Source organism: Marinobacter sp. NSM (genome assembly GCF_052380025.1).
In the GTDB taxonomy this organism is placed as follows: domain Bacteria; phylum Pseudomonadota; class Gammaproteobacteria; order Pseudomonadales; family Oleiphilaceae; genus Marinobacter.
The window spans coordinates 650,989-672,231 of record NZ_JBQTCK010000002.1 but is presented as its reverse complement, the minus strand read 5'-3'; the positions used below and the strand labels follow the sequence as shown (position 1 = coordinate 672,231).

The 21,243-nt window shown below is 58.1% G+C and carries 20 protein-coding genes; 9 read left to right on the top strand and 11 right to left on the bottom strand.

The window, feature by feature from the left end:
* Nucleotides 1-105: 105 nt before the first annotated feature.
* The 3 genes from ACTZWX_RS07155 to rluF all read right to left on the bottom strand — a co-directional run bounded on the left by ACTZWX_RS07155 (nucleotide 106) and on the right by rluF (nucleotide 2,443).
* Nucleotides 106-690, bottom strand: a complete 585-nt coding sequence (locus tag ACTZWX_RS07155; protein ID WP_072675945.1) for a gamma-glutamylcyclotransferase — start codon at nucleotides 688-690, stop codon at nucleotides 106-108.
* Between the two features lie 35 nt (nucleotides 691-725).
* Entirely contained in the window at nucleotides 726-1,358 is a 633-nt protein-coding gene (locus tag ACTZWX_RS07150) for a MarC family protein (RefSeq protein WP_058090830.1), read from the bottom strand.
* A gap of 95 nt (nucleotides 1,359-1,453) precedes the next feature.
* Nucleotides 1,454-2,443, bottom strand: coding sequence for a 23S rRNA pseudouridine(2604) synthase RluF (gene rluF / locus ACTZWX_RS07145; RefSeq protein WP_444713323.1), 990 nt, complete (start codon nucleotides 2,441-2,443; stop codon nucleotides 1,454-1,456).
* 199 nt (nucleotides 2,444-2,642) lie between these two features.
* Here rluF and ACTZWX_RS07140 point away from each other — a divergent pair, with 199 nt between their 5' ends.
* Complete coding sequence (locus ACTZWX_RS07140; RefSeq protein WP_444713322.1) at nucleotides 2,643-3,305, top strand: nucleotidyltransferase domain-containing protein; 663 nt, start codon at nucleotides 2,643-2,645, stop codon at nucleotides 3,303-3,305.
* On the top strand, nucleotides 3,244-3,666 hold the full coding sequence (locus ACTZWX_RS07135) for a hypothetical protein (RefSeq protein ID WP_420194797.1): 423 nt from the start codon (nucleotides 3,244-3,246) through the stop codon (nucleotides 3,664-3,666). Before ACTZWX_RS07140 ends, ACTZWX_RS07135 begins: the two co-directional genes overlap by 62 nt.
* A 63-nt stretch (nucleotides 3,667-3,729) precedes the next feature.
* Here ACTZWX_RS07135 and ACTZWX_RS07130 read toward each other — a convergent pair whose 3' ends face one another.
* Complete coding sequence (locus ACTZWX_RS07130) at nucleotides 3,730-5,313, bottom strand: flavin-containing monooxygenase (RefSeq protein ID WP_444713321.1); 1,584 nt, start codon at nucleotides 5,311-5,313, stop codon at nucleotides 3,730-3,732.
* A 422-nt stretch (nucleotides 5,314-5,735) separates the two neighbouring features.
* Here ACTZWX_RS07130 and ACTZWX_RS07125 point away from each other — a divergent pair, with 422 nt between their 5' ends.
* Together ACTZWX_RS07125 and ACTZWX_RS07120 are read left to right on the top strand one after the other, a co-directional pair.
* The gene (locus ACTZWX_RS07125) at nucleotides 5,736-6,365 is read left to right on the top strand and encodes a TetR family transcriptional regulator (RefSeq protein WP_342631435.1); all 630 of its coding nucleotides are present in this window, start codon (nucleotides 5,736-5,738) and stop codon (nucleotides 6,363-6,365) included.
* 141 nt (nucleotides 6,366-6,506) lie between these two features.
* A complete protein-coding gene (locus ACTZWX_RS07120; protein ID WP_444713320.1) occupies nucleotides 6,507-9,344 on the top strand; it encodes a M66 family metalloprotease in 2,838 nt (945 codons plus the stop codon).
* A 39-nt stretch (nucleotides 9,345-9,383) separates the two neighbouring features.
* On the opposite strand, the gene bamE is transcribed toward ACTZWX_RS07120, so the two are convergent.
* The gene (bamE, locus tag ACTZWX_RS07115; RefSeq protein ID WP_052009733.1) at nucleotides 9,384-9,695 is read right to left on the bottom strand and encodes an outer membrane protein assembly factor BamE domain-containing protein; all 312 of its coding nucleotides are present in this window, start codon (nucleotides 9,693-9,695) and stop codon (nucleotides 9,384-9,386) included.
* 153 nt (nucleotides 9,696-9,848) lie between these two features.
* Nucleotides 9,849-10,961 carry an NADH:flavin oxidoreductase gene (locus ACTZWX_RS07110; protein WP_444713319.1) on the bottom strand — a complete coding sequence of 371 codons (1,113 nt, stop codon included), beginning with the start codon at nucleotides 10,959-10,961 and terminating at the stop codon, nucleotides 9,849-9,851.
* A gap of 89 nt (nucleotides 10,962-11,050) precedes the next feature.
* On the opposite strand from ACTZWX_RS07110, the gene ACTZWX_RS07105 reads away from it, so the two are divergent.
* Both ACTZWX_RS07105 and ACTZWX_RS07100 read left to right on the top strand, forming a co-directional pair.
* Nucleotides 11,051-11,515: a winged helix-turn-helix transcriptional regulator gene (locus tag ACTZWX_RS07105; protein WP_152439460.1), complete on the top strand. Its 465-nt coding sequence runs from the start codon at nucleotides 11,051-11,053 to the stop codon at nucleotides 11,513-11,515.
* Nucleotides 11,516-11,684: 169 nt separating this feature from the next.
* Entirely contained in the window at nucleotides 11,685-12,443 is a 759-nt protein-coding gene (locus tag ACTZWX_RS07100; protein WP_444713428.1) for an OmpW/AlkL family protein, read from the top strand.
* A gap of 112 nt (nucleotides 12,444-12,555) precedes the next feature.
* Here ACTZWX_RS07100 and ACTZWX_RS07095 read toward each other — a convergent pair whose 3' ends face one another.
* On the bottom strand, nucleotides 12,556-13,887 hold the full coding sequence (locus tag ACTZWX_RS07095; RefSeq protein ID WP_444713318.1) for a DEAD/DEAH box helicase: 1,332 nt from the start codon (nucleotides 13,885-13,887) through the stop codon (nucleotides 12,556-12,558).
* Nucleotides 13,888-14,233: 346 nt separating this feature from the next.
* On the opposite strand from ACTZWX_RS07095, the gene ACTZWX_RS07090 reads away from it, so the two are divergent.
* A complete protein-coding gene (locus ACTZWX_RS07090; protein WP_444713317.1) occupies nucleotides 14,234-15,082 on the top strand; it encodes a prolipoprotein diacylglyceryl transferase family protein in 849 nt (282 codons plus the stop codon).
* Between the two features lie 25 nt (nucleotides 15,083-15,107).
* Here ACTZWX_RS07090 and ACTZWX_RS07085 read toward each other — a convergent pair whose 3' ends face one another.
* Nucleotides 15,108-16,412, bottom strand: coding sequence for a hypothetical protein (locus tag ACTZWX_RS07085; protein ID WP_444713316.1), 1,305 nt, complete (start codon nucleotides 16,410-16,412; stop codon nucleotides 15,108-15,110).
* A gap of 95 nt (nucleotides 16,413-16,507) precedes the next feature.
* Nucleotides 16,508-16,876: a MerR family transcriptional regulator gene (locus tag ACTZWX_RS07080; RefSeq protein ID WP_072675930.1), complete on the bottom strand. Its 369-nt coding sequence runs from the start codon at nucleotides 16,874-16,876 to the stop codon at nucleotides 16,508-16,510.
* A gap of 79 nt (nucleotides 16,877-16,955) precedes the next feature.
* Between ACTZWX_RS07080 and ACTZWX_RS07075 the strand changes: the two genes are divergently transcribed.
* Complete coding sequence (locus ACTZWX_RS07075; RefSeq protein ID WP_444713315.1) at nucleotides 16,956-18,026, top strand: SDR family oxidoreductase; 1,071 nt, start codon at nucleotides 16,956-16,958, stop codon at nucleotides 18,024-18,026.
* A gap of 1 nt (nucleotide 18,027) precedes the next feature.
* On the opposite strand, the gene ACTZWX_RS07070 is transcribed toward ACTZWX_RS07075, so the two are convergent.
* Complete coding sequence (locus ACTZWX_RS07070; protein WP_444713314.1) at nucleotides 18,028-19,554, bottom strand: flavin-containing monooxygenase; 1,527 nt, start codon at nucleotides 19,552-19,554, stop codon at nucleotides 18,028-18,030.
* A gap of 234 nt (nucleotides 19,555-19,788) precedes the next feature.
* Here ACTZWX_RS07070 and ACTZWX_RS07065 point away from each other — a divergent pair, with 234 nt between their 5' ends.
* Nucleotides 19,789-20,658: a carbohydrate kinase family protein gene (locus ACTZWX_RS07065; RefSeq protein ID WP_444713313.1), complete on the top strand. Its 870-nt coding sequence runs from the start codon at nucleotides 19,789-19,791 to the stop codon at nucleotides 20,656-20,658.
* A 12-nt stretch (nucleotides 20,659-20,670) separates the two neighbouring features.
* On the opposite strand, the gene ACTZWX_RS07060 is transcribed toward ACTZWX_RS07065, so the two are convergent.
* Complete coding sequence (locus tag ACTZWX_RS07060; RefSeq protein ID WP_444713312.1) at nucleotides 20,671-21,219, bottom strand: YgjV family protein; 549 nt, start codon at nucleotides 21,217-21,219, stop codon at nucleotides 20,671-20,673.
* Nucleotides 21,220-21,243 lie beyond the last annotated feature (24 nt).

Below are 21,243 nucleotides of genomic sequence, written 5' to 3'. Positions count from 1 at the left end.
GCTAAACGGAAACATTCCGTGAAGCCTTGCCACCAGATTAATGATAGGAAGGGAGATGTCAGTGCCCAACGGCCTGTTTTGCACAAGCTTTACATGGGTTGACGTTTAACTGTCCAAAGCCTCGACAGGCCCGGAACGAGTGAGGTGAGATTCAATTGAAAAGGTATGGCGGCAGTCATCCCCCAACGCCCGCAGGGACTCCGCCAGCCTGAGCAGATATTCGGAATTTGGCCCACTGGGGCCAACCGCTGCGGCAATCTGGGCGGCAATGTCGGCTTCCGGGGCCTCGCCCAGAAACGCCTCGTTATCCTCGGTGGCGATATACACCAAGCCCTCGGCATGGCTGCCATCATCAAAGGTCATGGTGGTGCTGAAGCGCAGGTAGCCGTTCTTTTCCCGTACATCCAGATACTCGAAAACATTGGGTGATACCCGGAATGCCATGCCCCGGCAGACCGCTCCGGGTTGCTCGATCAGCGTGACCACCCGGCCAGGGGCCTCGGGCGTACCACGATGGTCATGGGACCCCTGCCAGAACCGGCGTGCCCAACCGCGAATGGATGCCGGCCGCTGTTCCAGGAACGGGAAATCCACCTTGTAGATCAAAGAGCCGTAACCGAACAACCAGACAGAGTCGATGCCGTCAAAGTTGTAGCGGGTACGATTGTGATCAATGGTGTTGGCGGGCATAACAAACCTGCAGAGGATACAAAAGCCTGATTCTGTCAGGCGCCTTGAGTGCTTGCAATAAAGCCGGCGATACCGGTCAGCACGATTTCCGCCGCCATGGCAGAGAGTATCAGGCCACTGATTTTCGACATGATGTTCAGGCCGGTTTTACCCAGCACTTTCTCCAGGTAGCCCGACAACCGCAGCAACACCGCCAGAATCAGCAAACCGGACACCAGGCCCAGCAAGCCGCCAGCCACTTCGTGCACGGCTTTCAGTTCAGCACCGTAGACCATGATGGCACCGATGGTGGCCGGGCCGATCATCACCGGAATGGCCAGGGGCACCACAGCGATATCGTCGCGGTCTTCTTCCGGCAGGCCGGTGGCATGGTTGCGGGTGCCGCTGGTGACCAGGCTGATGGCGGTGAGGAACAGCAGGCTGCCGGCGCCAATACGGAACGAGTTCAGGGTAATACCAATGGCGCTGAACAACAGCGGCCCGGCAAAGAACAGCACCACACCCAAAATGAACGCCGAAACACAGGCCCTGCGAATGATCGACGCCTTCTCCGCCGCCGGTAGGCCGCGGGTCAGCGCCAGGAACATGGTGACCACAAAGAACGGTGCCAGCAGGAACAGGAAACGGATGGTACTGCTGAGGTAAGTGGCAAAAAACGTTTCAAACATTAAAGCAAATCCGGCCAGGGGTTAAAGCCGGTAAGCATAGCGCCTGTGGGCAGATTCTGCCGTAAGGAAGAGAACCTATTGGCCGGCGGAGCGGATCAACGCTTCTTGATGGAGGGCTTGCGCGGCTTGCCGGGTTTGCCCTTCGGGCCGGTCGTGTGCCCACTGGCCTTCGGGCCACGGCCAGGTTTACCTGCGGGCGGTTTGCCGGTGCCTTTGCCAGTTCCTTTTCCACCTCGACCGGGGGAAGGTTTACCTGACGGTTTTGCGCCAGCCCTGGCCGGTTTACCACCGGCACCCGGGCGGGCACCTTTGGGACCGGCGGGTTTCTTGCGGGGCTTGCTGGCCGCCGGCTGCGTTGCTTCCGAAGACGAATCCCGGATGGCATCAAACAGTACCGCCAGTTCCTTCTCCGTCAGATCCCGCCAGGCGCCTACCGGCAAACCCTGCAGGCTGACGTTCATAATCCGCACCCGCTCGAGCTTGGTCACCTCATAGCCAAAGTATTCCGCCATCCGGCGGATCTGACGGTTCAGGCCCTGCACCAATATGATCCGGAAGACAAGCCGGGAGACTTTCTCCACCTTGCAACGCTTGGTCATGGTCCCCAGAATCGGCACGCCGTTGCTCATGCCTTCCACAAACTCCCGGGTTACCGGCTTGTCGACGGTCACCAGGTATTCTTTCTCGTGGTTGTTGCCAGCCCGTAGAATCTTGTTCACCAGGTCACCATTGCTGGTGAGGAAAATCAGGCCCTGGGAATCCTTGTCTAGGCGGCCAATGGGGAAAATGCGCTCGCTGTGGCCGACAAAGCGCTGGATATTGTCTTTCTCCGCGCTGTCGGTAGTGCTGACAATGCCCACCGGTTTGTTCAGGGCAATGAAGACCAGATCTTCCTCGTCCCGGGGCTCCACCACCTGGCCGTTCACCTTCACCACATCGCCCGGCAACACCTGATCACCCACCTGGGCCCGCCGACCGTTGATGTGCACGTTGCCCTGTTCGATGTAGCGGTCAGCATCCCGGCGCGAACACATGCCGCTCTCGCTGATGTATTTGTTCAGTCGGGTGGATGTCCTGTTGACCATGAAGCCCTGCCAGATGCGGATGATGAACGGATAGCGTGCAATGCAATCCGCGCATCATCCCATCGGGATTGGACGACGGCAACTATCGTTGGCCGCAACCCAAGGTTCAGCACCATGCCAGGAACAACCACTCCTTGCAACCTACCCAATTAGGGTATAATTTTGCCCAATATGGGTATTAAATTGCATGGGCGCCTCGATGATCTCAACAAACCCCGGCCATTATGAAGACACCAGCATTGCCGACGCACTTTTTTCCAGTACCCGTCAGAAAGTGCTACGTCTGTTTTTTTTGCAACCTGACAGAAGTTTTACGATGGGTGAACTGATTGAGCAAGCCAAAGCCGGCTCAGGAGCAGTCCAAAGAGAAGTCGCCCGACTGACCGAAAGTGGACTTGTGAACGTCCAGTATCGGGGACGACAAAAGAGCTATCATGCCAACATGGCGTCGCCAATATTTGGCGAGCTGAGCGCATTGATTGTTAAAACCCTGGGGCCAACGGAGATTATCAAGAAAGCCCTTCAACCGGTTGCCCATGAGATTGAACTGGCTTTTATCTATGGGTCCGTAGCCAAACAAACCGACCGAGCTGATAGCGATATTGACGTATTTTTGGTGTCTGACACACTCTCACTCGAAGATATCTTCAGCGCTTTTGAAGGAGCAGAAGGTGAATTGTCCAGACCAATTAACCCGACACTCTATTCAAGGGATGAATTTGAAAAGCGCCGCAAACAGGACAACCCATTCATCAGAAAGGTATTGAACGGGCCAGTTTTATTATTGAAGGGAATCATCGATGAACAAGGAAGCATTGGACAACCTGGTCCAGATCAGAAAACTTCACCACGAAACACCTGATACCGAAGAGATCAGTGGCTTGGTTCAATCCGGCTCCATCCGGCTCAAAGACGCTGCACTGGAATCACTCAGTCTGGAGAGCCGCTTCGATCTCGCCTACAACGCTGCGCATGCCTTGGCGTTGGCAGCTTTGCGGTATCACGGGTATCGATCAGATAGTCGTTACCTGGTGTTCCAATGCCTGCAGCACACACTCGACCTGCCCTCGGCAAAGTGGAGAGTTCTTGATCAGGCCCACCGCAAACGAAATCTAGCCGAGTACGAGGGTGTCATCGACGTGGATAAGAATCTCGTTCTGGGGCTTCTCAAGGTAGCGGAAGAAATTCACGCCTTGGTTAATTCTCTGGATATTCGTCGCTGACAGAGACTGAACGCTTTAGGACCTGGCCACCGGCGATAGCACCCTCCGGTGGCCAGGAAGTGGTCAACCCGCCAATGCCGGCTCGCCACCCTGCTCCATTACCTCCGCCGCTTCACACACATACTGCTCGGCATCAAAACGCTTGGTCTGCTGCCGGAACTGCCAGGTAAAGCCCGGCCACAGGGTGGTGTTCTTACCATTCTCGTTCACGTACCAGCTCTTGCAGCCGGTCTGCCACACCGAATCGCCAAGCTTGGCGTGAATCGAGGCGTTGTACTGGCTGACGGCGTCTTCCCTCACTTCCACCGTCTTCCAGCCCCGGTGCTGCATTTTTTTCAGGGCATCCAGCACGTACTGAACCTGGGATTCGATCATGTACACCATGGAGCTGTGCCCCAGCCCGGTGTTCGGGCCCATCAGCATGAAGAAATTGGGGAAGCCGGCTACCGTGGTGCCCTTGTAGGCTTCCGCCCCTTCGCGCCAGGCATCGAGCAGGTCCTGGCCGCCACGGCCAAAGATCATGCCCCGGGGAATCGGCTCCTGGGCCTTGAAGCCGGTGCCATAAACGATGCAGTCCACCTGGCGCTCCGTGCCATTGCTATCCACGATGGTGTTGCCTTTCACCTCACGGATGCCATCGGTGAGCACGTCCACATGATCCTGATCCAGCGCCGGATAGTAATTATTGGAGATCAGCACCCGCTTGCAGCCGAAATGGAAATCCGGCGTCACCTTCTTGCGCAGTTCCTTGTCTTTGATCTGACTGCGAATATGGCGCCGGGCCTGCAGCTCACCGATTTTCAGTATGCGCGGGTTACCGACAAAGCCCAGCACCCGGGCTTCCAGCGTCCAGTAGATGCTCTGACGAAACGCATTCAGGGTCTGCGGCACCTTACGGAACATCATCCGCTCCAGCGGGCGGATTTCCCGGTCCGGCTTGGGCATAATCCACGGTGGCGTGCGCTGGTACAGATCCAGATGGGCGGCATCCTTGGCGATCTCCGGAACAAACTGGATGGCCGAGGCTCCGGTGCCGATCACCGCCACTCGCTTGCCACGGAAATCATAGTCGTGGTCCCAGTTCTGGGAGTGGAAGCTGGTGCCGGTGAAGGTGTCCATGCCCTTGATATCCGGGTAGGCAGGTGTACTCAGGCCACCCATACCGGATACCAGCACCTGGGCGTGCAGCTTGCGGAACCTGGGCAGGGTTTTGTCGCTGCGATCCAGGACATCCCCGGGCTTCAGGTTGCTGGTTTGCATATAGGCCCAGAGCTTGGGGCTGTCGCAGGTTTCGATGGTCCAGGCCCCGGTTTTGTCATTCCAGCGGGCACCAGCCACGTGGGTATTGAGCTGGATGTGTTCGAGCAGGCCGTACTTTTCCGCGCAGTGGCGCAGGTAGGCTTTGATTTCCGGCTGGGGCGCGAACATCCTGGTCCAGTTGGGGTTCTGTTCGAATGAGAAGGAGTACAGCGCAGATTGCACGTCGCAGGCGCAACCGGGGTAGTGGTTTTCGTGCCAGGTGCCGCCGATGTCGTCGCTTTGTTCGAGGATAACGAAGTCGTTGAAGCCGGCTTCTTTGAGTTTGATGGCCATGCCGAGGCCGGAGAAGCCGGTGCCGATGATGGCGATCTGTGCGGTTTGTGTCATTGCTGCACTCCTGTGTGGCCTGTTTGGCCTTGCCTGTTGTTGTCTGGGTGGTCATTATTGACCGGTAGACACATGTATACTCCCACAGGTAGACACTTGTATACTCTGGTTCGGGTGTTTGGCCCTGGGTGACAGATTGTTGGCCTGTGTGGCCTTTAGTTGGGTGCCTGGTTTCGTGTGGCCTCCGGTCTGGGGGGCAGTTGGTTTGGGGCACGCTTTCCAAAAACCGCTACGAGCACATCCATGTGCGCTTCTCTCAGGCCATCCTTGGCCTTCGAAATTTTTGGAAAGCGTGCCCCAAACCAACTTTCAGACTGTTATGACGGCCGTCTCCCAAACTTGGCTGTTAGAGCCGCATGCATACTCAAGCGTTTGATAGGCAGGCACCAAGGCGGTCTTACTCCGCAACAGAAGAGGAAGATATGAACACACTGGCCGGCGGAAAACTGAAACTGGTACAGGCCGCTCTGCGGTTGATTACCGAAACACGGAGCCTGACATCACTCGGGCTGCGGGAGCTAGCCCGTGAGGCTGGGTTGAATCCGAATACCTTTTACCGGCACTTCAAGAGTCTGGACGAGTTCGGGCTGCAGGTACTGGGGTATATCGCCGAGGACATGAAAACCGGAGTGCGGCAACTGCGGCAGATGGCGGACTCATCCGAGCAGGCATCCCACGACACCGTCACCTTTGTGTACCACTACTTCCTCGCCAATCCCGCCGCCACCACGGTCGCCGTCCGCGAACTGCACGGGCCCTCGCCGGTGTTACGCCGGGCGCTGGAGGCGCAGCTGGATGCCAGTGCCCGGGAGATGGCGGAGGATATTCTTGAGCGGGGATTGGTGCCGGGTGTGGAGGCCGCTGTGGTGCATGAGGTTTCCCACATGACCATCCGCTATATCCTGTTCCGGGCCATGGATTACATTGAGAAGCCCGAGCAGCGGGAAAAGATTCAGCAGGAAACCGAACGGTTTATCAACCGGCAGTTCCGGGGGGCGCTGGTTGAGTCCCAATCTGAGGAAGACATTATCAACTTCGCCAAGTCCCGATAATTTAGAAGGTTTGAGACCTGGCCAAACCCGCCTTCGTGCACTAAAGCACATCGTACAATAAGTAACACAGTATCGCTTTCTGTCTGTATGGGGTGTATCTATCTTCCGTCACCATAGCTCGTCACATGGAAGATATTACTTATGATTCGGAAATTCTCAGCGCTTTGCGCCGCCGGTTTACTGCTTTCAGGATGCGGCGGATCCGATTCCGATGAGTCCTCTGCCAACCTGCCCACAATAACCAACGCACCCCAAATGGCCGTCGCCGGCTTACCGTTCCAGTTTCAACCGGCCCTCTCGGGCAACGCCTCCGCTATCCGGTTCTCGGCCAAAGGCCTGCCAGACTGGGCGTCACTGGACAGAACCAGCGGTGTGATCACCGGCACCCCCGAGACCGGCGATGTCACCGCCTACCATCCGTTCCAGCTGGTGATCACAAAGGATGGCCACAGTCAGTCATTTGATGCCGCTCTGACCGTCGCCCACACTGCCGAATTTCAGCCTCGGCAGGCAGTGGATTTCCGGGCAACGGATTACGATGGCGATCTGCGGCCCCTGCGCAACGATCTGAGCAACGGAAACCTGGCCGGTGAAGTCATGTTCGCGCAGTCCCACACCGTCAAACCCAATGGTAATTATGACCGGGACGCCGGTGACGAAACTCGCAGCCACTACAAGCCTCGGCTGGTGGCCTTGCGCGAGGCCTTGCTGATGTTCACACCGGAGGCGTCAGAAACACCAGTAACGGTGCATGCCCAACTTCACCAAAATGGAGCCCCCATTGGAGAGTTGGCCCTTGTTCATCCAAATGATCTGCCAGCCTCAGACCACGAAGGCAGGCATCGAATCGAGTATTCAACGCGGGCCTGGAGCACCACGCTGCCGTGGAACCTGGTCCGCAACGGCTTGTCGGTAACTTTTATCGTCAACAAGGGTGCACCCGATGAGCGTTCCGGTACCCTTGCTGCTGCGGATATCGATATCGGCGAAGCCAGTCAGATCGTATTTCAGTCGATTCGGCTGGGCATGCTTACCCATGTTGATCACAATAACGGCCATTTCACCCTGCGCGATCCGGTAATGGCGGCCACCGATTATTTCCAGACCATGCCGGTTTCCAAGATGATCATGGCCAGTTACGCCGATATGGAACTGGACCGGGTAATCATCGCCAACGGCAAGATCTACGATTCTGTCAGCGACAGCGAGGGCGGCGTATACAGCGGTGATATGCGTGAGAACGTGGCGAAATCACAAGTCAGTGTTGGCATCAATCAGGCCAATTACGGCGTAACCAGCAGCAACATGAGCCAGCGCTATGGCCACGTGTTCAAGCAAATTACCAATCACCATGCCTGGGGCAACTATCAGAATGGCCGTCAGGGACATGGCCTCAGCGGTGGTAACGGCATTGGCACCCTCTATGACAGCTGGGGTAATGAGGCAAGCCATGAGTGGGGCCATGCCTACGGCCTGGGCCATTATCCGGGCGCCAACCTGACCGAAGACGGCCGATGGCAGCGGCATCATGCTGATAGCGGCTGGGGCTTTATTGCCCACCGGAACCGGATGCGAGACAACCTGTCCCACAACAGCTGGTCAGAGGATAAGCTGCCTCACGGTTCCCACTTCCTGGGACGGATTCCCTACCGTTACGACTCCATGTCTGGCGGTGGCGGTGGAAATCGTTTCTCCCACTACACTCATTACACCGGCTATACCGCCAGAATAATCCAGAACGATCTGGCGCAGTTCCCGATTCCGGATACCAGCTACGCCACTGGTTATAAAATGTGGAACACGGAAACCGGCCAGTATGAACCCCATATGTTTACAGATGGAATACAGCCCCGGGTGCCCTTGCAGGTGGGTGTGCCAGTAGCCACGTTATTAGGTGGGTATGATCCGGATGGCAGCAATGCGGTGATCTACCCGGTGTTCCACGGAAACTACGGCAACGTGTTCGAGTTACCAAAGCCCACGCCAACGGGCGACAGCTGCTGGCTTACCGTCCGCAACGGGGCAAACCAGCAGAAACAGATCGCCCTGGCAGCCGGCCGGCATACCAACGCCACCATCAACCAGTTCCATGTGAACCTGGAAGCCGACTTCCGGCCAACGGAAGCCACACTGAACTGCCGCCGCAATGGCTCAGTGGCTGAGCTTGCCCGCACCAGCTTTGATGGCCAGATTCCTGAGCTGCCCCCGGCTGCGATCGTGGGCCAGGAACGCGGTTTCAAACAACTGGCAGCGCGGGAAATCGCCACGCTTAACGAGACGCTCGGAAATCTGGCAGACGACGCCTTCCCGCTTGTCGATGCCAACACTCAGGTGCTGCTTGCCAGCTATGACAGCGCTGAACTCATCAACGCCCTGAGTAATCAAGCCAAACAGGTGTTTCAGGCGCTTCAACAGCGCCAGAAGCACGTATCCTCAGCGCGGGCTCTGATCACCAGGCTGGAACACGGCAATGCCAGCCAGACGGAAATACGAGGCAAATTGACCGATTTCCTGATTCAAAAGGGCTACATAAGGACGGCAGAGGATATGGAGCTTGAAGGAACCGTGCTCCGCAACGGCAACCAGCAGATAGGCCTCATCCCTGATGAAGACGGTTATCTGCCCGTGTTTAACGATGCAGATGAGCACCCGGACGCCGCCCGTTGGCTGATGTCGGCCCGCGGTAGCCTGCACCCGGTTGATAAGCCATGGCTCTGCCTGGCGCCCACCAGTGGGCGGCTCGGCCTTGCCCAGTGCGAGCCTTCGCAAGAGAACCAGCAGTGGCGGCACCGGGAAGACACCACCTTGCAGAACCTTGGCTCAGGGCAATGCATCGATTACGCCTGGCACAATCAGACCGTCCTGATGTACGGATGCCATGGCAACGGCAACCAGCACTGGCATGGTGTTACCGTATCCGGAATCCCGCTGCTCGCGGCGCTACCGGGCCATATTCTCCAGACGCTTTACCAACACTAAGACAGATAAAGGGCCTGCTCGCCAGGCCCTCTACTTCGATTACTCTGTGGTATTAAACACGTAGGATGACACAGTACCATCGCTGTTGAACCGCACCACCAGGTCCGTCGTTTCTGCATCACCAAAGGCAGACCAGCGATACTTGCCATAAGTCCAGGTGCGCTTGCCGTCTTCCACCCCGGTGCGCCAGGGCTCGCCGAACATATCCTGAATGTCCGCCCGGGTGGTTTCACCAATGCGGATCTGGTCCACATTGTGGGTCGCAAAATCGCGGCCTACCGTCGCGCAGCCCACCAGGGTCGCCAACAACAAGGCCATGCCAGCCAGTTTCAGATGTCGAGCCACTGCCATATACAACTCCTTTTTCGATGGTTGAGTCATTACTGAACACAGCATAGCGGTTCTGTAAAACTGTGCGATTAACAACCGGATAACTTTCACCCACAAAAAAGCCGCGGGGCCTGAACAGGCGCCGCGGCAAGCAGGATCGAAGGGATACGTCGATCAGTACAGCTTGGCGAGGGATTTCTTGGCGAAGGCTTCCACTTCGTTCAGCCGGCCTTCTTTCACTTTCACCAGCCACTCCGGGTCTTGCAGCAGGGCCCGGCCAACCGCAATCAAGTCGAACTCGCCGTTGTTCATTCGCTCTACCAGCTCGTCGATGCCGGACTGCTCCACGGCTTCCTGCTTGCTGGCGAAGGTGCCGCTGATGAAGTCTTCGGTCAGGCCCACGCTGCCAACAGACATGGTCGGCTTGCCGGAAAGTTTCTGGGTCCAGCCAGCCAGGTTCAGGTTGGAGCCTTCGAATTCCGGTTCCCAGAAGCGGCGTGTGGAGGCGTGGAAAATATCGACGCCGGCCTCAACCAACGGCTTCAGGAAGCGTTCGAGCTCTTCCGGGCTGTTCACCAGTTTCGCTTCGTAGGCCTGCTGCTTCCACTGGGAGAAACGCAGCATGATCGGGTAATCCGGGCCGACGCGGTGGCGCACTTCTTCGACGATTTCCACCACAAAGCGCAGACGGTTTTCCAGGCTGCCGCCGTATTCGTCGTCACGCTGGTTGGTGCCTTCCCACAGGAACTGGTCCAGCAGGTAGCCGTGGGCACCGTGGATTTCCACACCATCAAAACCCAATGCTTTGGCGTCCTGGGCGGCGTCGCCGAAGGCTTTGATCACGGCCTGGATGTCTTCTTTGGTCATAGCCTTGCCGTTGGGCTTGCCTGGGGCGAACAGGCCAGACGGGCTGTATCCGGGGACGGACGGATCCGGCTCGGTGCCTTCTTTACGCACGGCACCCACGTGCCACAACTGCGGGAAAATGGCACCGCCAGCTTCGTGAACAGCATCGACCACTTTCTTCCAGCCGGCCAGGGCTTCGTCACCGTAGAAAGCCGGTACATTCGGGTAACCGTTGGCCGCCGCGTGGTTCACAATGGTGCCCTCGGTGATGATCAGGCCAACGCCGGCTTCGGCGCGGCGGCGGTAGTAGTCCACCACGTTCTGGCCGGGGACGCCCTTGGGCGAGAAGTTACGGGTCATCGGAGCCATGGCTACGCGGTTACGCAGCTTGAGGTTGTGAAGTTCAAACGGCTCAAACATAGGACCAAGATTCATACTCATGTGATGTGCAACCTCATTAATTTGGTTTCGTTAAGCAACCCTATTAAATCCGGTTTCAAAATGCAACCCTATTCGGTACACTCCCTCACATGGCCAGAAAACGTTTTGATGACTCCAATTGCTCCGTCGCCCGTGCCCTGAATGAAGTGGGGGACTGGTGGTCCCTGCTGATTGTGCTGCACGCCATGTACGGCACCCGCCGGTTTGTGGATTTTCAACAGCAGTTGGGCATTGCCAAAAACATTCTGTGCGACCGCCTGGCACGCCTGGTTGATAACGAAGTGCTTCGCAAAGTAGACGTTGGCGAGCACGGCTCCCGCTTCGAATACCGCCTGACAGAGAAAGGCCGGGATCTGTTCCCGGTGGTGGTGGCCCTGCGCCAGTGGGGCGACAAATGGAACCCGGCACCTGATGGGCAGCCGCTGGACCTGCGCGATCGTGATACCGGTAAGCCGGTGCAACCGGTTACCGTGCGCAATGCCGAAGGCCAACCACTGTCAATCCGTGATGTGTTCGTTCCAGACAATGCTGAAAGCGACAGCAAAACGGCCTGACCATAAGGGCAAACCGCATTCTCCGGAATCTCCCCGATTTTTTTTGAGCTGAATCAAGAGCCACACCAAACCAGATCCGCTGCCCGCCATTTCTTGCGCTAAATCAAGTTTCCCCGGCCCCGCTCCATTACATTGAGTCCATCGAGTTTTAATGGATAAGGAGATGGCTATGTCTCGTAGTTTCAAATTGGGTGTTCTGGCAGCGGCCGTGATGGCAACTGCACCGGCCGTTCAGGCTTTCGAAGCGGGTGATTTCATTCTGCGTGCGGGTGTTGTGCATGTGGCGCCGGATGATTCCAGTGACCCACTTTTAGTGACAGGTTTTGGCCCACTGGCTGGCAACCGCGATCTGCTGGCTGGCACTGAGGTTGGCGTTGATGCCAATACCCAGTTGGGTATTCGCGCAACCTACATGTTTACTAATAGTTTTGGTTTAGGCGTCTTGGGTGCAACGCCTTTCAAACACGACATTAAAGGTGAGAGCTCTCTGGCTGGCGCGGGCAAACTGGGTGAGACCAAACATCTCCCGCCAACGATTACGCTCCAGTACTTCCCGATGCCCAGCTCATCAGCCTTCCAGCCGTTTGTCGGTGTGGGCGTTAACTACACGACTTTCTTTGAAGAGAAGACAACCGACACGCTGACAGGTTTCGTCGACAGCACCGCCAACGCCGCCTACGGAACGCCCCAAGGAACGGTTACCAGTACCAAGCTCGACCTTGATGACAGCGTAGGTGTCGCATTTGAGATTGGTATGGACTACATGCTGAGCAAAAACTTTGGTTTGAACGCCGCAATCTGGTGGGCAGACATTAATACGGATGCAACCGTGTCAGCTTTTGCCGGCGATACCAAAGTAGCCGAAGCCACTACCGAAGTCGAAATCGACCCCATGGTCTACATGGTCGGTTTCACCTACAAGTTCTGATCCCACGTACCCCTGGCAGCCTTCTGGTCTGTGGGCTGCCAGCTGGTGCGTTCTCCTGTGCGGGGCTGTTTTGCAGCCCCGCTTTTTTATGTCTGGAGAAGAACCGGGGAGATCAGGCGCTCTGGCGCTGAGCCGGGCGGCCCGTTCTGCCCTGCCCCTGGCCACGTCCTTGTCCTTCGCCCTGACCACCGCGACCACGGCCACCACTGCGACCGGCCGGTTTCGGGCCAAAGCTCTTGCCGTTACCACCCTGCGGGCGGCGGCTGCGGGCCTTGCTCGGATCCGCCTTGGCTTTGGGCTTCAACGGCAGGTTGTTCTTCGGCTCAAAACCTTCGATTTCCTTGCGCGGCAGCTGCTTTTTGATCAGCCGCTCAATGCCTGCCAGCATCTTGCCTTCATCGGCGCTCACCAGAGACAACGCATGACCACTTTCGCCGGCGCGGCCAGTACGGCCGATGCGGTGCACGTAGTCTTCCGGCACGTTGGGCAATTCAAAGTTCACCACCTGGGGCAGCTGCTTGATGTCCAGGCCGCGGGCGGCGATGTCGGTAGCAACCAGCACACGCACTTCGCCGGCCTTGAAGTCTGCCAAAGCACGGGTACGGGCACCCTGGGACTTGTTGCCGTGGATAGCGGCAGCGGTAATGCCGTCTTTTTCCAGCTTCTGGGTCAGGCGGTTGGCACCGTGCTTGGTGCGGGTGAATACCAGTACCTGTTCCCAGCCATTGTCACGTACCAGCTTGCTCAGTAGCGCTGTTTTCTGGCTCTGATCCACCGGGTAAATCGACTGAATAATGCTTTCAGCCGAGGTGTTTCGGGCAGCCACTTCCACCTGTACCGGATTGTTCAGCAGGCCTTCGGCCAGGCCGCGGATCTCGTTAGAGAAGGTGGCAGAGAACAACAGGTTCTGACGCTTGGCCGGCAGCAATGCAAGAATCTTGCGAATGTCACGGATAAAGCCCATGTCCAGCATGCGGTCGGCTTCGTCCAGCACTAGGATTTCCACTTCGTTGAAGCGCACGGCGTTCTGCTGGTAAAGATCCATCAGGCGGCCCGGCGTCGCCACCAGTACATCAACGCCTTTGCGCAGCTTCATCATCTGCGGATTGATTTTCACGCCACCAAACACTACGGCAGCTTTGGTAGGAACGTATTTGCTGTACAGGTTCACGCTGTCGTGCACCTGCGCTGCCAGCTCCCGGGTGGGCGTCAGAATCAACGCACGGGGGCCTTTGCCATTGCGCGGGTTATCCGCCAGGCGCTGCAAAAGAGGCAGGGTAAAGCCGGCGGTTTTGCCGGTACCCGTCTGGGCCGCAGCCATCACATCCTTGCCAGACAACACGGCAGGAATCGCCTGCAGCTGAATCGGAGAAGGGGTGTCATAACCCTGATCGGAAGTGGCACGGACCAGCTGCTCGGACAAACCGAGGGAAGAAAAACTCATATAAAATATACTCTTGATTGATTCTGCCTCCACGAACACCGGATGCGGCGAATGCGGGCAGATGCCATGAACATTCATGGAATAAAAGACGACTACGGTCACACGCCGATATCGGGGTGACGTCCTCTCAAAGGTCGTATGGAGGTTCGCAAAGCGGCAAAGAGCCAGAAACTGCGGAATCCCTAGAGGCAGGATGCAGGCACGGTAACAGAGGGCTGGTGAAATAGCTATAGGTGGTTTTGATTAGCAGGCTTGTATTTTCTGGCGGAGAAACGGAACTCTCCCGAAGGCCACCGGTCACTAGCTGCCGTGCGCATTTAAAAACCTTTCGGAATCCGGAGATACCATGCTCAGTGTTGGCGTTGGCCCTGTCAGTTTTTCCATCGGGCACCTGTTGCTGGTCCTGGCTTTTATTGTTGCCCTGATTGTCGGGGGCATCACCGGCCGCAAACATGGAACACCCATCGCCGGCACTCTGGCGGATATCTTCGTGGTCGCCATGCTCAGTGCCCGCATCGGGTTCGTGATTCGCTATTACGAGCACTACCAGGGCGACTGGCTGGGCATGATTGATATCCGCGACGGTGGCTTTGATATGGTCACAGGCCTGGTCGCTGCCCTGGTGTTTGCCGGCTTCCTGATGTGGCGCCGGGCCAGCAGCCGCCGGGCGTTGGGCACAGCCATGGCGGCCGGCCTGCTGACCTGGGGCCTGACTGGCGGCGCCATTCAGCTGATCAACCAGCAACTGAAAGGCCTGCCCGAGGTGGCCCTGACCGACCTCAACGAGCAACCGGTCGATTTGAGCGCGATCGCCAATGGCCAGCCTACCGTTGTAAACCTCTGGGCCACCTGGTGCCCACCCTGCATCCGGGAAATGCCGGTGCTGGAGGAGGCCCAGAAGCGTTACCCAAGCATCAATTTCGTTTTTGCTAATCAAGGCGAGCATCCGGAAACCATCCAGAGATTCCTGTCTGAACAGAACCTTGAGTTGCACCATGTGCTGAGCGACCGGCAGGGCCAGTTCGGTCGGGTGACCGGCAGCCACGGCCTGCCCACCACCCTGTTCTATAACGCCGAAGGCAACCTGGTAGACAGCCACATGGGTGAATTGTCCCGCGCCAGTCTGGCCCGCGGCCTTGAGCGCTTCGACTCCCGCTTTCTGACACCTGCAACTGAGGTTTCTTCCAATAATTGAATGAATCCCTGAACCGTACCGTTGATCAGGCCAGCCAGACGGTCAGGCCAACGGCTATAACGCTGGCGGTGGACAAAGCGATTAATGACAACGCCAGGCTCCAGCGCAACGACGCATCCCGGGCGCGGTAGCCGGTCAAACGCTCCATGATCAGGGCGTTGGCCGCAAACGGGGTGCCGAAGGCCGTGATACCCCAGCCGGTGACCATGGCAAAGCCCAGCCCAAGGACTGCGCCAGGTGGCCACGCAGGCCCCAGGATACCGCCAATCAGGGTACCGGTGAGGATCGGGTTGGCACCGCCCAGCCCCGCAATGAAGAAGCTCCAGGGCACCAGTGCCGCCAGTACCGGCCACGCCCAGCCCGGCAAGCCCATATCGCCGGCCACCTGCCCCAGCACCACAGCACTGATCACCGAACCAATAAAAGCGGAACCACCGACAATAGCCAGTTCATTACTGACGTTGGCCATTGTCGGCGGGCGAGGCGCCCGGCCGCCAGACCAGGACAGCGCCCAGCCGATGATGACCGCCGCCAGGCAGCTCAGGGTAACCGAACGGGCGTAACTGAATTCATAGACATGGCTGAACAGGAATACTCCGACACAGATACCCAGGATAATCCCGCCAAACCGTAACCAGGCTGCAGCCCCGGCGGTGTCTGCGGCTGCACCCGTTTCAAGCTGCGGTTCCGGCTCGCGCCAGAGAAAACCCGCCAGAAGCACCAGCATGGCGAACGGCAGTGAAAGGCCAATGAGCTGAGCACCGCCAAGGGTAGGCAGAAGCGTCAATGTCAGTGCTACGGAGATGGATAACGGAGACCAGATTGGTGATACGCCAAAGCCCCGAAGCACCGCCCGGGTGCTGTTGCGGGTGGCCGCCGAATCGCCGGAACGGCGGATTCGCTCGGAGATCAGGCTACCAACTACCGCCACGGAGCCGAAGTTGAGTGGTACCGACACCAGCGCCGTGCCGAACGCCAGGCTCGCATACCGGGTACCCGGCTTGCCGCTGAACAGACTGATGGAGATTCGCTGCAGATCCCGGGAACCGGCCAATACCGACGACAACAACATCACCGACAGAATCAGCCCGGCCAAACGGGTCATGTTCCCGGCCGCCCCTTCCACCAATCCGGGGTCACGGCCAAAAGCAAAGGCCATCGCCAGCACCGCCACCGCAAAGACCGCACGAGGCACCCGGCGCATGTCCTGCCAGCCAAGACTGACCGCCAGGCTCACCGCCACCGCACCCAGAAATGCCATACCCGGCAGAGTCGCCAGAACAGCAGAGAGTAAAGCAACATAGGCTAACGCGGAGCGAAGTGGCAGCACGACCGTCTTCCCGAACAGATCAAAGGAACCTGAAAAGACGATCTATGTTAAGGAAGCTACCTTCACCGCGCTATCAGCAATTATGAGGATGGCCATCAAGCCAGCCCATGCTCCCGGGCACTGGCCTCCAGGCGAGCCTGCTCCTGTTTCAAAAGTTCTCTGACCGCCGTTAACTCGGCAATCCGGGCATCCACCAGGGCCCCCTTGCGCGCCATTACCGCCGCGCCCTGCAGACAGTCGATCCGGTCTGAACGAACGGCATCCAGCAACTCGCGGATTTCACTCAACGAAAAGCCCAGTCTCTTGAGCTGCCGTACCATCGATACGCGTGCTACTGCCTGCTCCGGATAATCCCGATAATTGTTGCCGCTGCGGCCGACCTCGCGAATCAAACCCTGCTTTTCATAGTAGCGCAACGTATCGCGGCTCACGCCAGTGCGCCGTTCCAGTTCCGATATTCTCATGCCAAGCACTCTCCCTGTTGACCCTGGAGCATACTCCATACTTTAGGCTGCGTTCGGCTCAATGAACAAGGAACGCACCATGACCATCCTGATCACCGGCGCCAACGGTTTTATTGGCAAATACCTGTGCCTCTCCCTGTTGCAGCAGGGGCATGAAGTCCAGGCACTGATCCGCTCCAAATCCAGCCTGAACCAGCTCACCGGCTTTCTTCAACAACAGGGCGCCACCATGGAGCGGTTTTCCGCACTGGAAGGCGACCTCGAAAAGCCTGATCTGGGGCTGGTCGCCTTGCCGGACCGGATCGAATGCCTTGTGCACCTGGCCGCCCGGTTCGCCTGGAACCTGCCCGAGCAGGAGGCCCGGCACACCAACGTTACCGGCAGCCTCCGGGTGGCGGAGCTGGCCCGTCAACTGCGCTGCCGGTTGGTGTTTATCAGTGGCTTCATGCTGGCAAACACCGGGCATCTGTCACGGCTTGGAATCAATCGGAGCCATCCGGAGCAGACTGACTGGAGCCGGGTGTACCGGCGGGCCGGTGGTTATGAGGCCAGCAAACTGGAATCCGCCTTCCGGTTGCGGGAATTCGTCGCAAGACAGGGCATGGATGCGGTCGAGGTACAGCCGGCGACCGTTGCCGGCCACTGTTCAACCGGGGAACTCGACCCGGCCCAACCGCTATATGGTTTACTGGAAAACCTCTACCACGGACGACTGGCCATGATCCCGGGGTCGCCCGAGCACTGGTTGCCTTTGATTCCGGTGGACAGCCTGGCCCAAGTGATTGCGGCAGCCTGCGTGGCCAATCATGTGCCCGACACGCTGTTGGCGCTGGACCAGAACACGCCAAACCTGGCAGCGCTTTTACAGGCAGCGGCGCACTCTCTGGGCAAGCCGGGGCCCCGCAGGCATCTTCCGATCGGCGTGATGAAAGCGTTGCTGACCATTCCGGGCCTGCCCGGCCTGCTGAAAGTTGCCCCGGAATCGCTGGCCTTTATTCAGACCTGCCGATTCGATACAACCGTGACAGAGCGATTTCTGGCACAACAGCAGGTGACTCTGCCCCCGTTCCGGCAATATCTCGAATCAAGCTGCCGTCACTACCTGAAGAGTGAGGTTGGCTCCGGGAAGCTGACAACCCACGGAGCCTGACTCAGGCCCCGAACAACGCCGAGCGCAGCGGTTTCAGGAAGCCCGCCTTCTCCGGGCTGGCCTGCTGGCTGCGCCGGCCATCAAACTCCAGGTAGCCGTCTTCGATGGGTTCGAAGCGCAGGATTTTCACATCCTGCAGGTAATTCTGGGACGCCTTCCAGGGCCCGTGAGTGCCCTGGCGCGGCAGCCGGTCTTCGGCACGCTTGATGTAACCGGCATCCAGCGAGCCCAGAATGGTGTCGTTGCCCAAGCTGTTTTCGGTGTCTCGCGGCACCACCACCTGATAACCCTTGCGATCCATATGGTTGATCAAACGGCACAGGTATTCACTGGCGATATCGGCCTTGAGGGTCCAGGAGATGTTGGTGTACCCGAAGATCATGGCGGAATTGGGCATGCCTTCCACCATCACGTTCTTGTAGATCACCTTTTCCTTCAAGACCACACCCTGGCCGTCCACCCTGGGCTGAATACCACCCAGCATCTGGATGTCCAGGCCGGTGGCCGGAATGATGATATCCGCTTCCAGCTCCTCACCGGATTTCAGGCGAATGCCCGTGTCGGTGAAGCGTTCAATATGGTCGGTTTTGATCGAGGCAGTACCCGCCTTGATGGCATCAAACAGGTCGCCGTCTTTCACCACGCACAGGCGCTGATCCCAGGGGTTGTAGTCGGGGGTAAAGTGGCGCATATCCGCCTTACCCTTCAGCTGGCTCTTGATCACCGACAGGAACAATCGGCGCATGGCCTTCGGGCTCTTGCGGGAACGCTCGTAGAGCAAGCGCGAGATGGAGATATTCCGGGCCCGGGTCAGCCGGTAAGCGGCTTTCTCTGGCAGCACCTTCTGCAGCGCCAGAGTGACCTTGTCGGTCGATGGCAACGGCATCAGGTAGGTGGGCGAACGCTGCAGCATGGTCACATGGGCGGCTTTTTCCGCCATGGTGGGGACCAGGGTAATCGCGGTCGCACCACTGCCAATCACCACCACCTTCTTGCCGGTGTAATCCAGATTCTCCGGCCAGTGCTGCGGGTGCACCACCTGGCCTTTGAAGTCTTTTTCGCCTGGGAAATCAGGCTTATAGCCCTGATCGTAGTTGTAGTAACCAGTGCAGCCCACCAGGAAACTGGCCGTGTAGGTCTCCGCCTCGCCGGTTTTTTCGTTCACCGCCGTCAGATTCCAGCATTTTTCCTCACTGGACCAATCGGCGGTTTTCACCGCCACACCGTAGCGGATGTTCCTTTCCACATCGTTTTCCCGGGCGGTATCGGCCACGTACTGCTTGATAGAAGCACCATCCGCCAGCACCTTGCCACCGGTCCAGGGCCGGAAGTTGTAGCCAAAGGTGAACATGTCGGAATCGGAGCGAATGCCGGGGTAACGAAACAGATCCCAGGTACCGCCCAGAGACTGTCTGCGCTCCAGAATGGCGAAACGCTTGCCAGGACATTCCCGTTTCAGATGGCAGGCCATGCCAATGCCGGAAACCCCGGCGCCAATGATCAGGACGTCATAGTGTTGCTTACCCATAACCTGCTCCCTCGGATTCGGATCCGTTTATTGTTGGTCACGTCAGTCCGATCACGATAGCCCAGCGTAGTGCACCCGGAAATTGGCCATCAAGGTCCGAAATCATGGTTGTTTGAGTCAGTCGCTGTTCGGGCATCCTCCCCCAGCTTGAACTTCAGGGTTGAGGGGCCGGAACGAGGCACACCAGGAATCAGCGGCTTAAACTGGGTCGAATTCATCCACCGGGGCCCCCACATGCCATCATCCATAGTGATCCTTGGCGGAACGTCGCTCGATACCATCATCCACCTGAACCAACTTCCCGAACCGGTACCCCAGACCATCTGGCCTCAACGGGCATATCGAAGTGTGGGCAGCACCGGCGCCGGCAAAAGCCTGAATCTGGCCGCCCTGGGGCATCGGATAATCCTGCACACGTTGCTGGGCCGGGATGCAGAAGCAGAGACGATCCGCCAGCAGTTGGCAAAGCCCGGAATACGCTTGCTGGTGGAGACCACCGACACCTCAACGGAACAACACGTCAACCTGATGACCGCCGCCGGCGAGCGCATCTCACTTTTCGTGCAGCCACCCGCAGAGCCAGAAACCGTAGACTGGCAGCCGGTGCAGAAGCGGCTGCCCGAAACCGACCTGGTAGTGGCCAACATCCTTGCTTACGTCAAACCCGCTCTGGGCTGGCTGCGCGAATCCGGCCGGCCGGTTTGGACAGACCTTCACGACTACGATGATTCGGACTCATACCATCAACCGTTCATTGACGCCGCGGACGTCATCTTCCTGGCCAGTGACAAGCTCCCGGATTACCGGCGCACCATGGAGCAGCTGATTCGAGGTGGTAAATCGTTTGTGGTTTGCACCCACGGTTCCGCCGGAGCCACCCTTCTTAGCAGCGACGGAAGATGGCTGGAGCAGGCGGCTATCAGGGTGCCTGACGTGATTGATACCAACGGTGCCGGCGATGCCTTTTTCAGCGGCTTTCTACACCGTTACCTGCAGGGCGGAAACCTGAAGACGTGCCTTCGTGCCGGGGCCATGGCCGGAGCCTTGTGCGTAACCAGCCAGGACCTTGTGAGCAACAGACTGACCCCGGAAGCACTGGCCTGAGCCACGCTGCGCTCAATCTCCAGGCCTGAAATCCGGATACTTCTTCTGCAACTGGTACAGCCGGATGATCGTAATGATGTTGGTGACCAGCACCATGCCCTCAGCCAAGGTGCCTCCAACAGAACCAATCACAATGTTATTCAGCATCCAGCAGAACGCCGCCAGCCCCAGCACAATGCGCAGTGGAATGCCCCTGAGCAGGAACATGCCGATGGTGCCCAGTACGGCCGCCGCCAGCGGGAATACATCGGTCGCAGTTCGCCAGGTCGCCCAGGCCACCAGGGCATTAACCGTCAACATCGCCGCCAAGATCGCCCAGTTGCCCTTATACTTCCTGGCCAGGGCGATGCGCACAATCACCAGCACCGTCAACGCGGCAGCGGTCCAGCTTTCAAAGAAGGCAAACATCAGGGCGAAGGCGACGTTGGCGGAGATCAGCAGCACCATCAGCCGGTCGTCGTTCTTGTTGGCGAAGCCGGCAATGCAGAAGGCCAGAGCGACCAGACCAAACAACTGGCCGAGGCTATCGGTAAGGCTGAGTGAGGTCATAAATTCCGGCATAGGAATTCCGTTTAGCCCAGAACA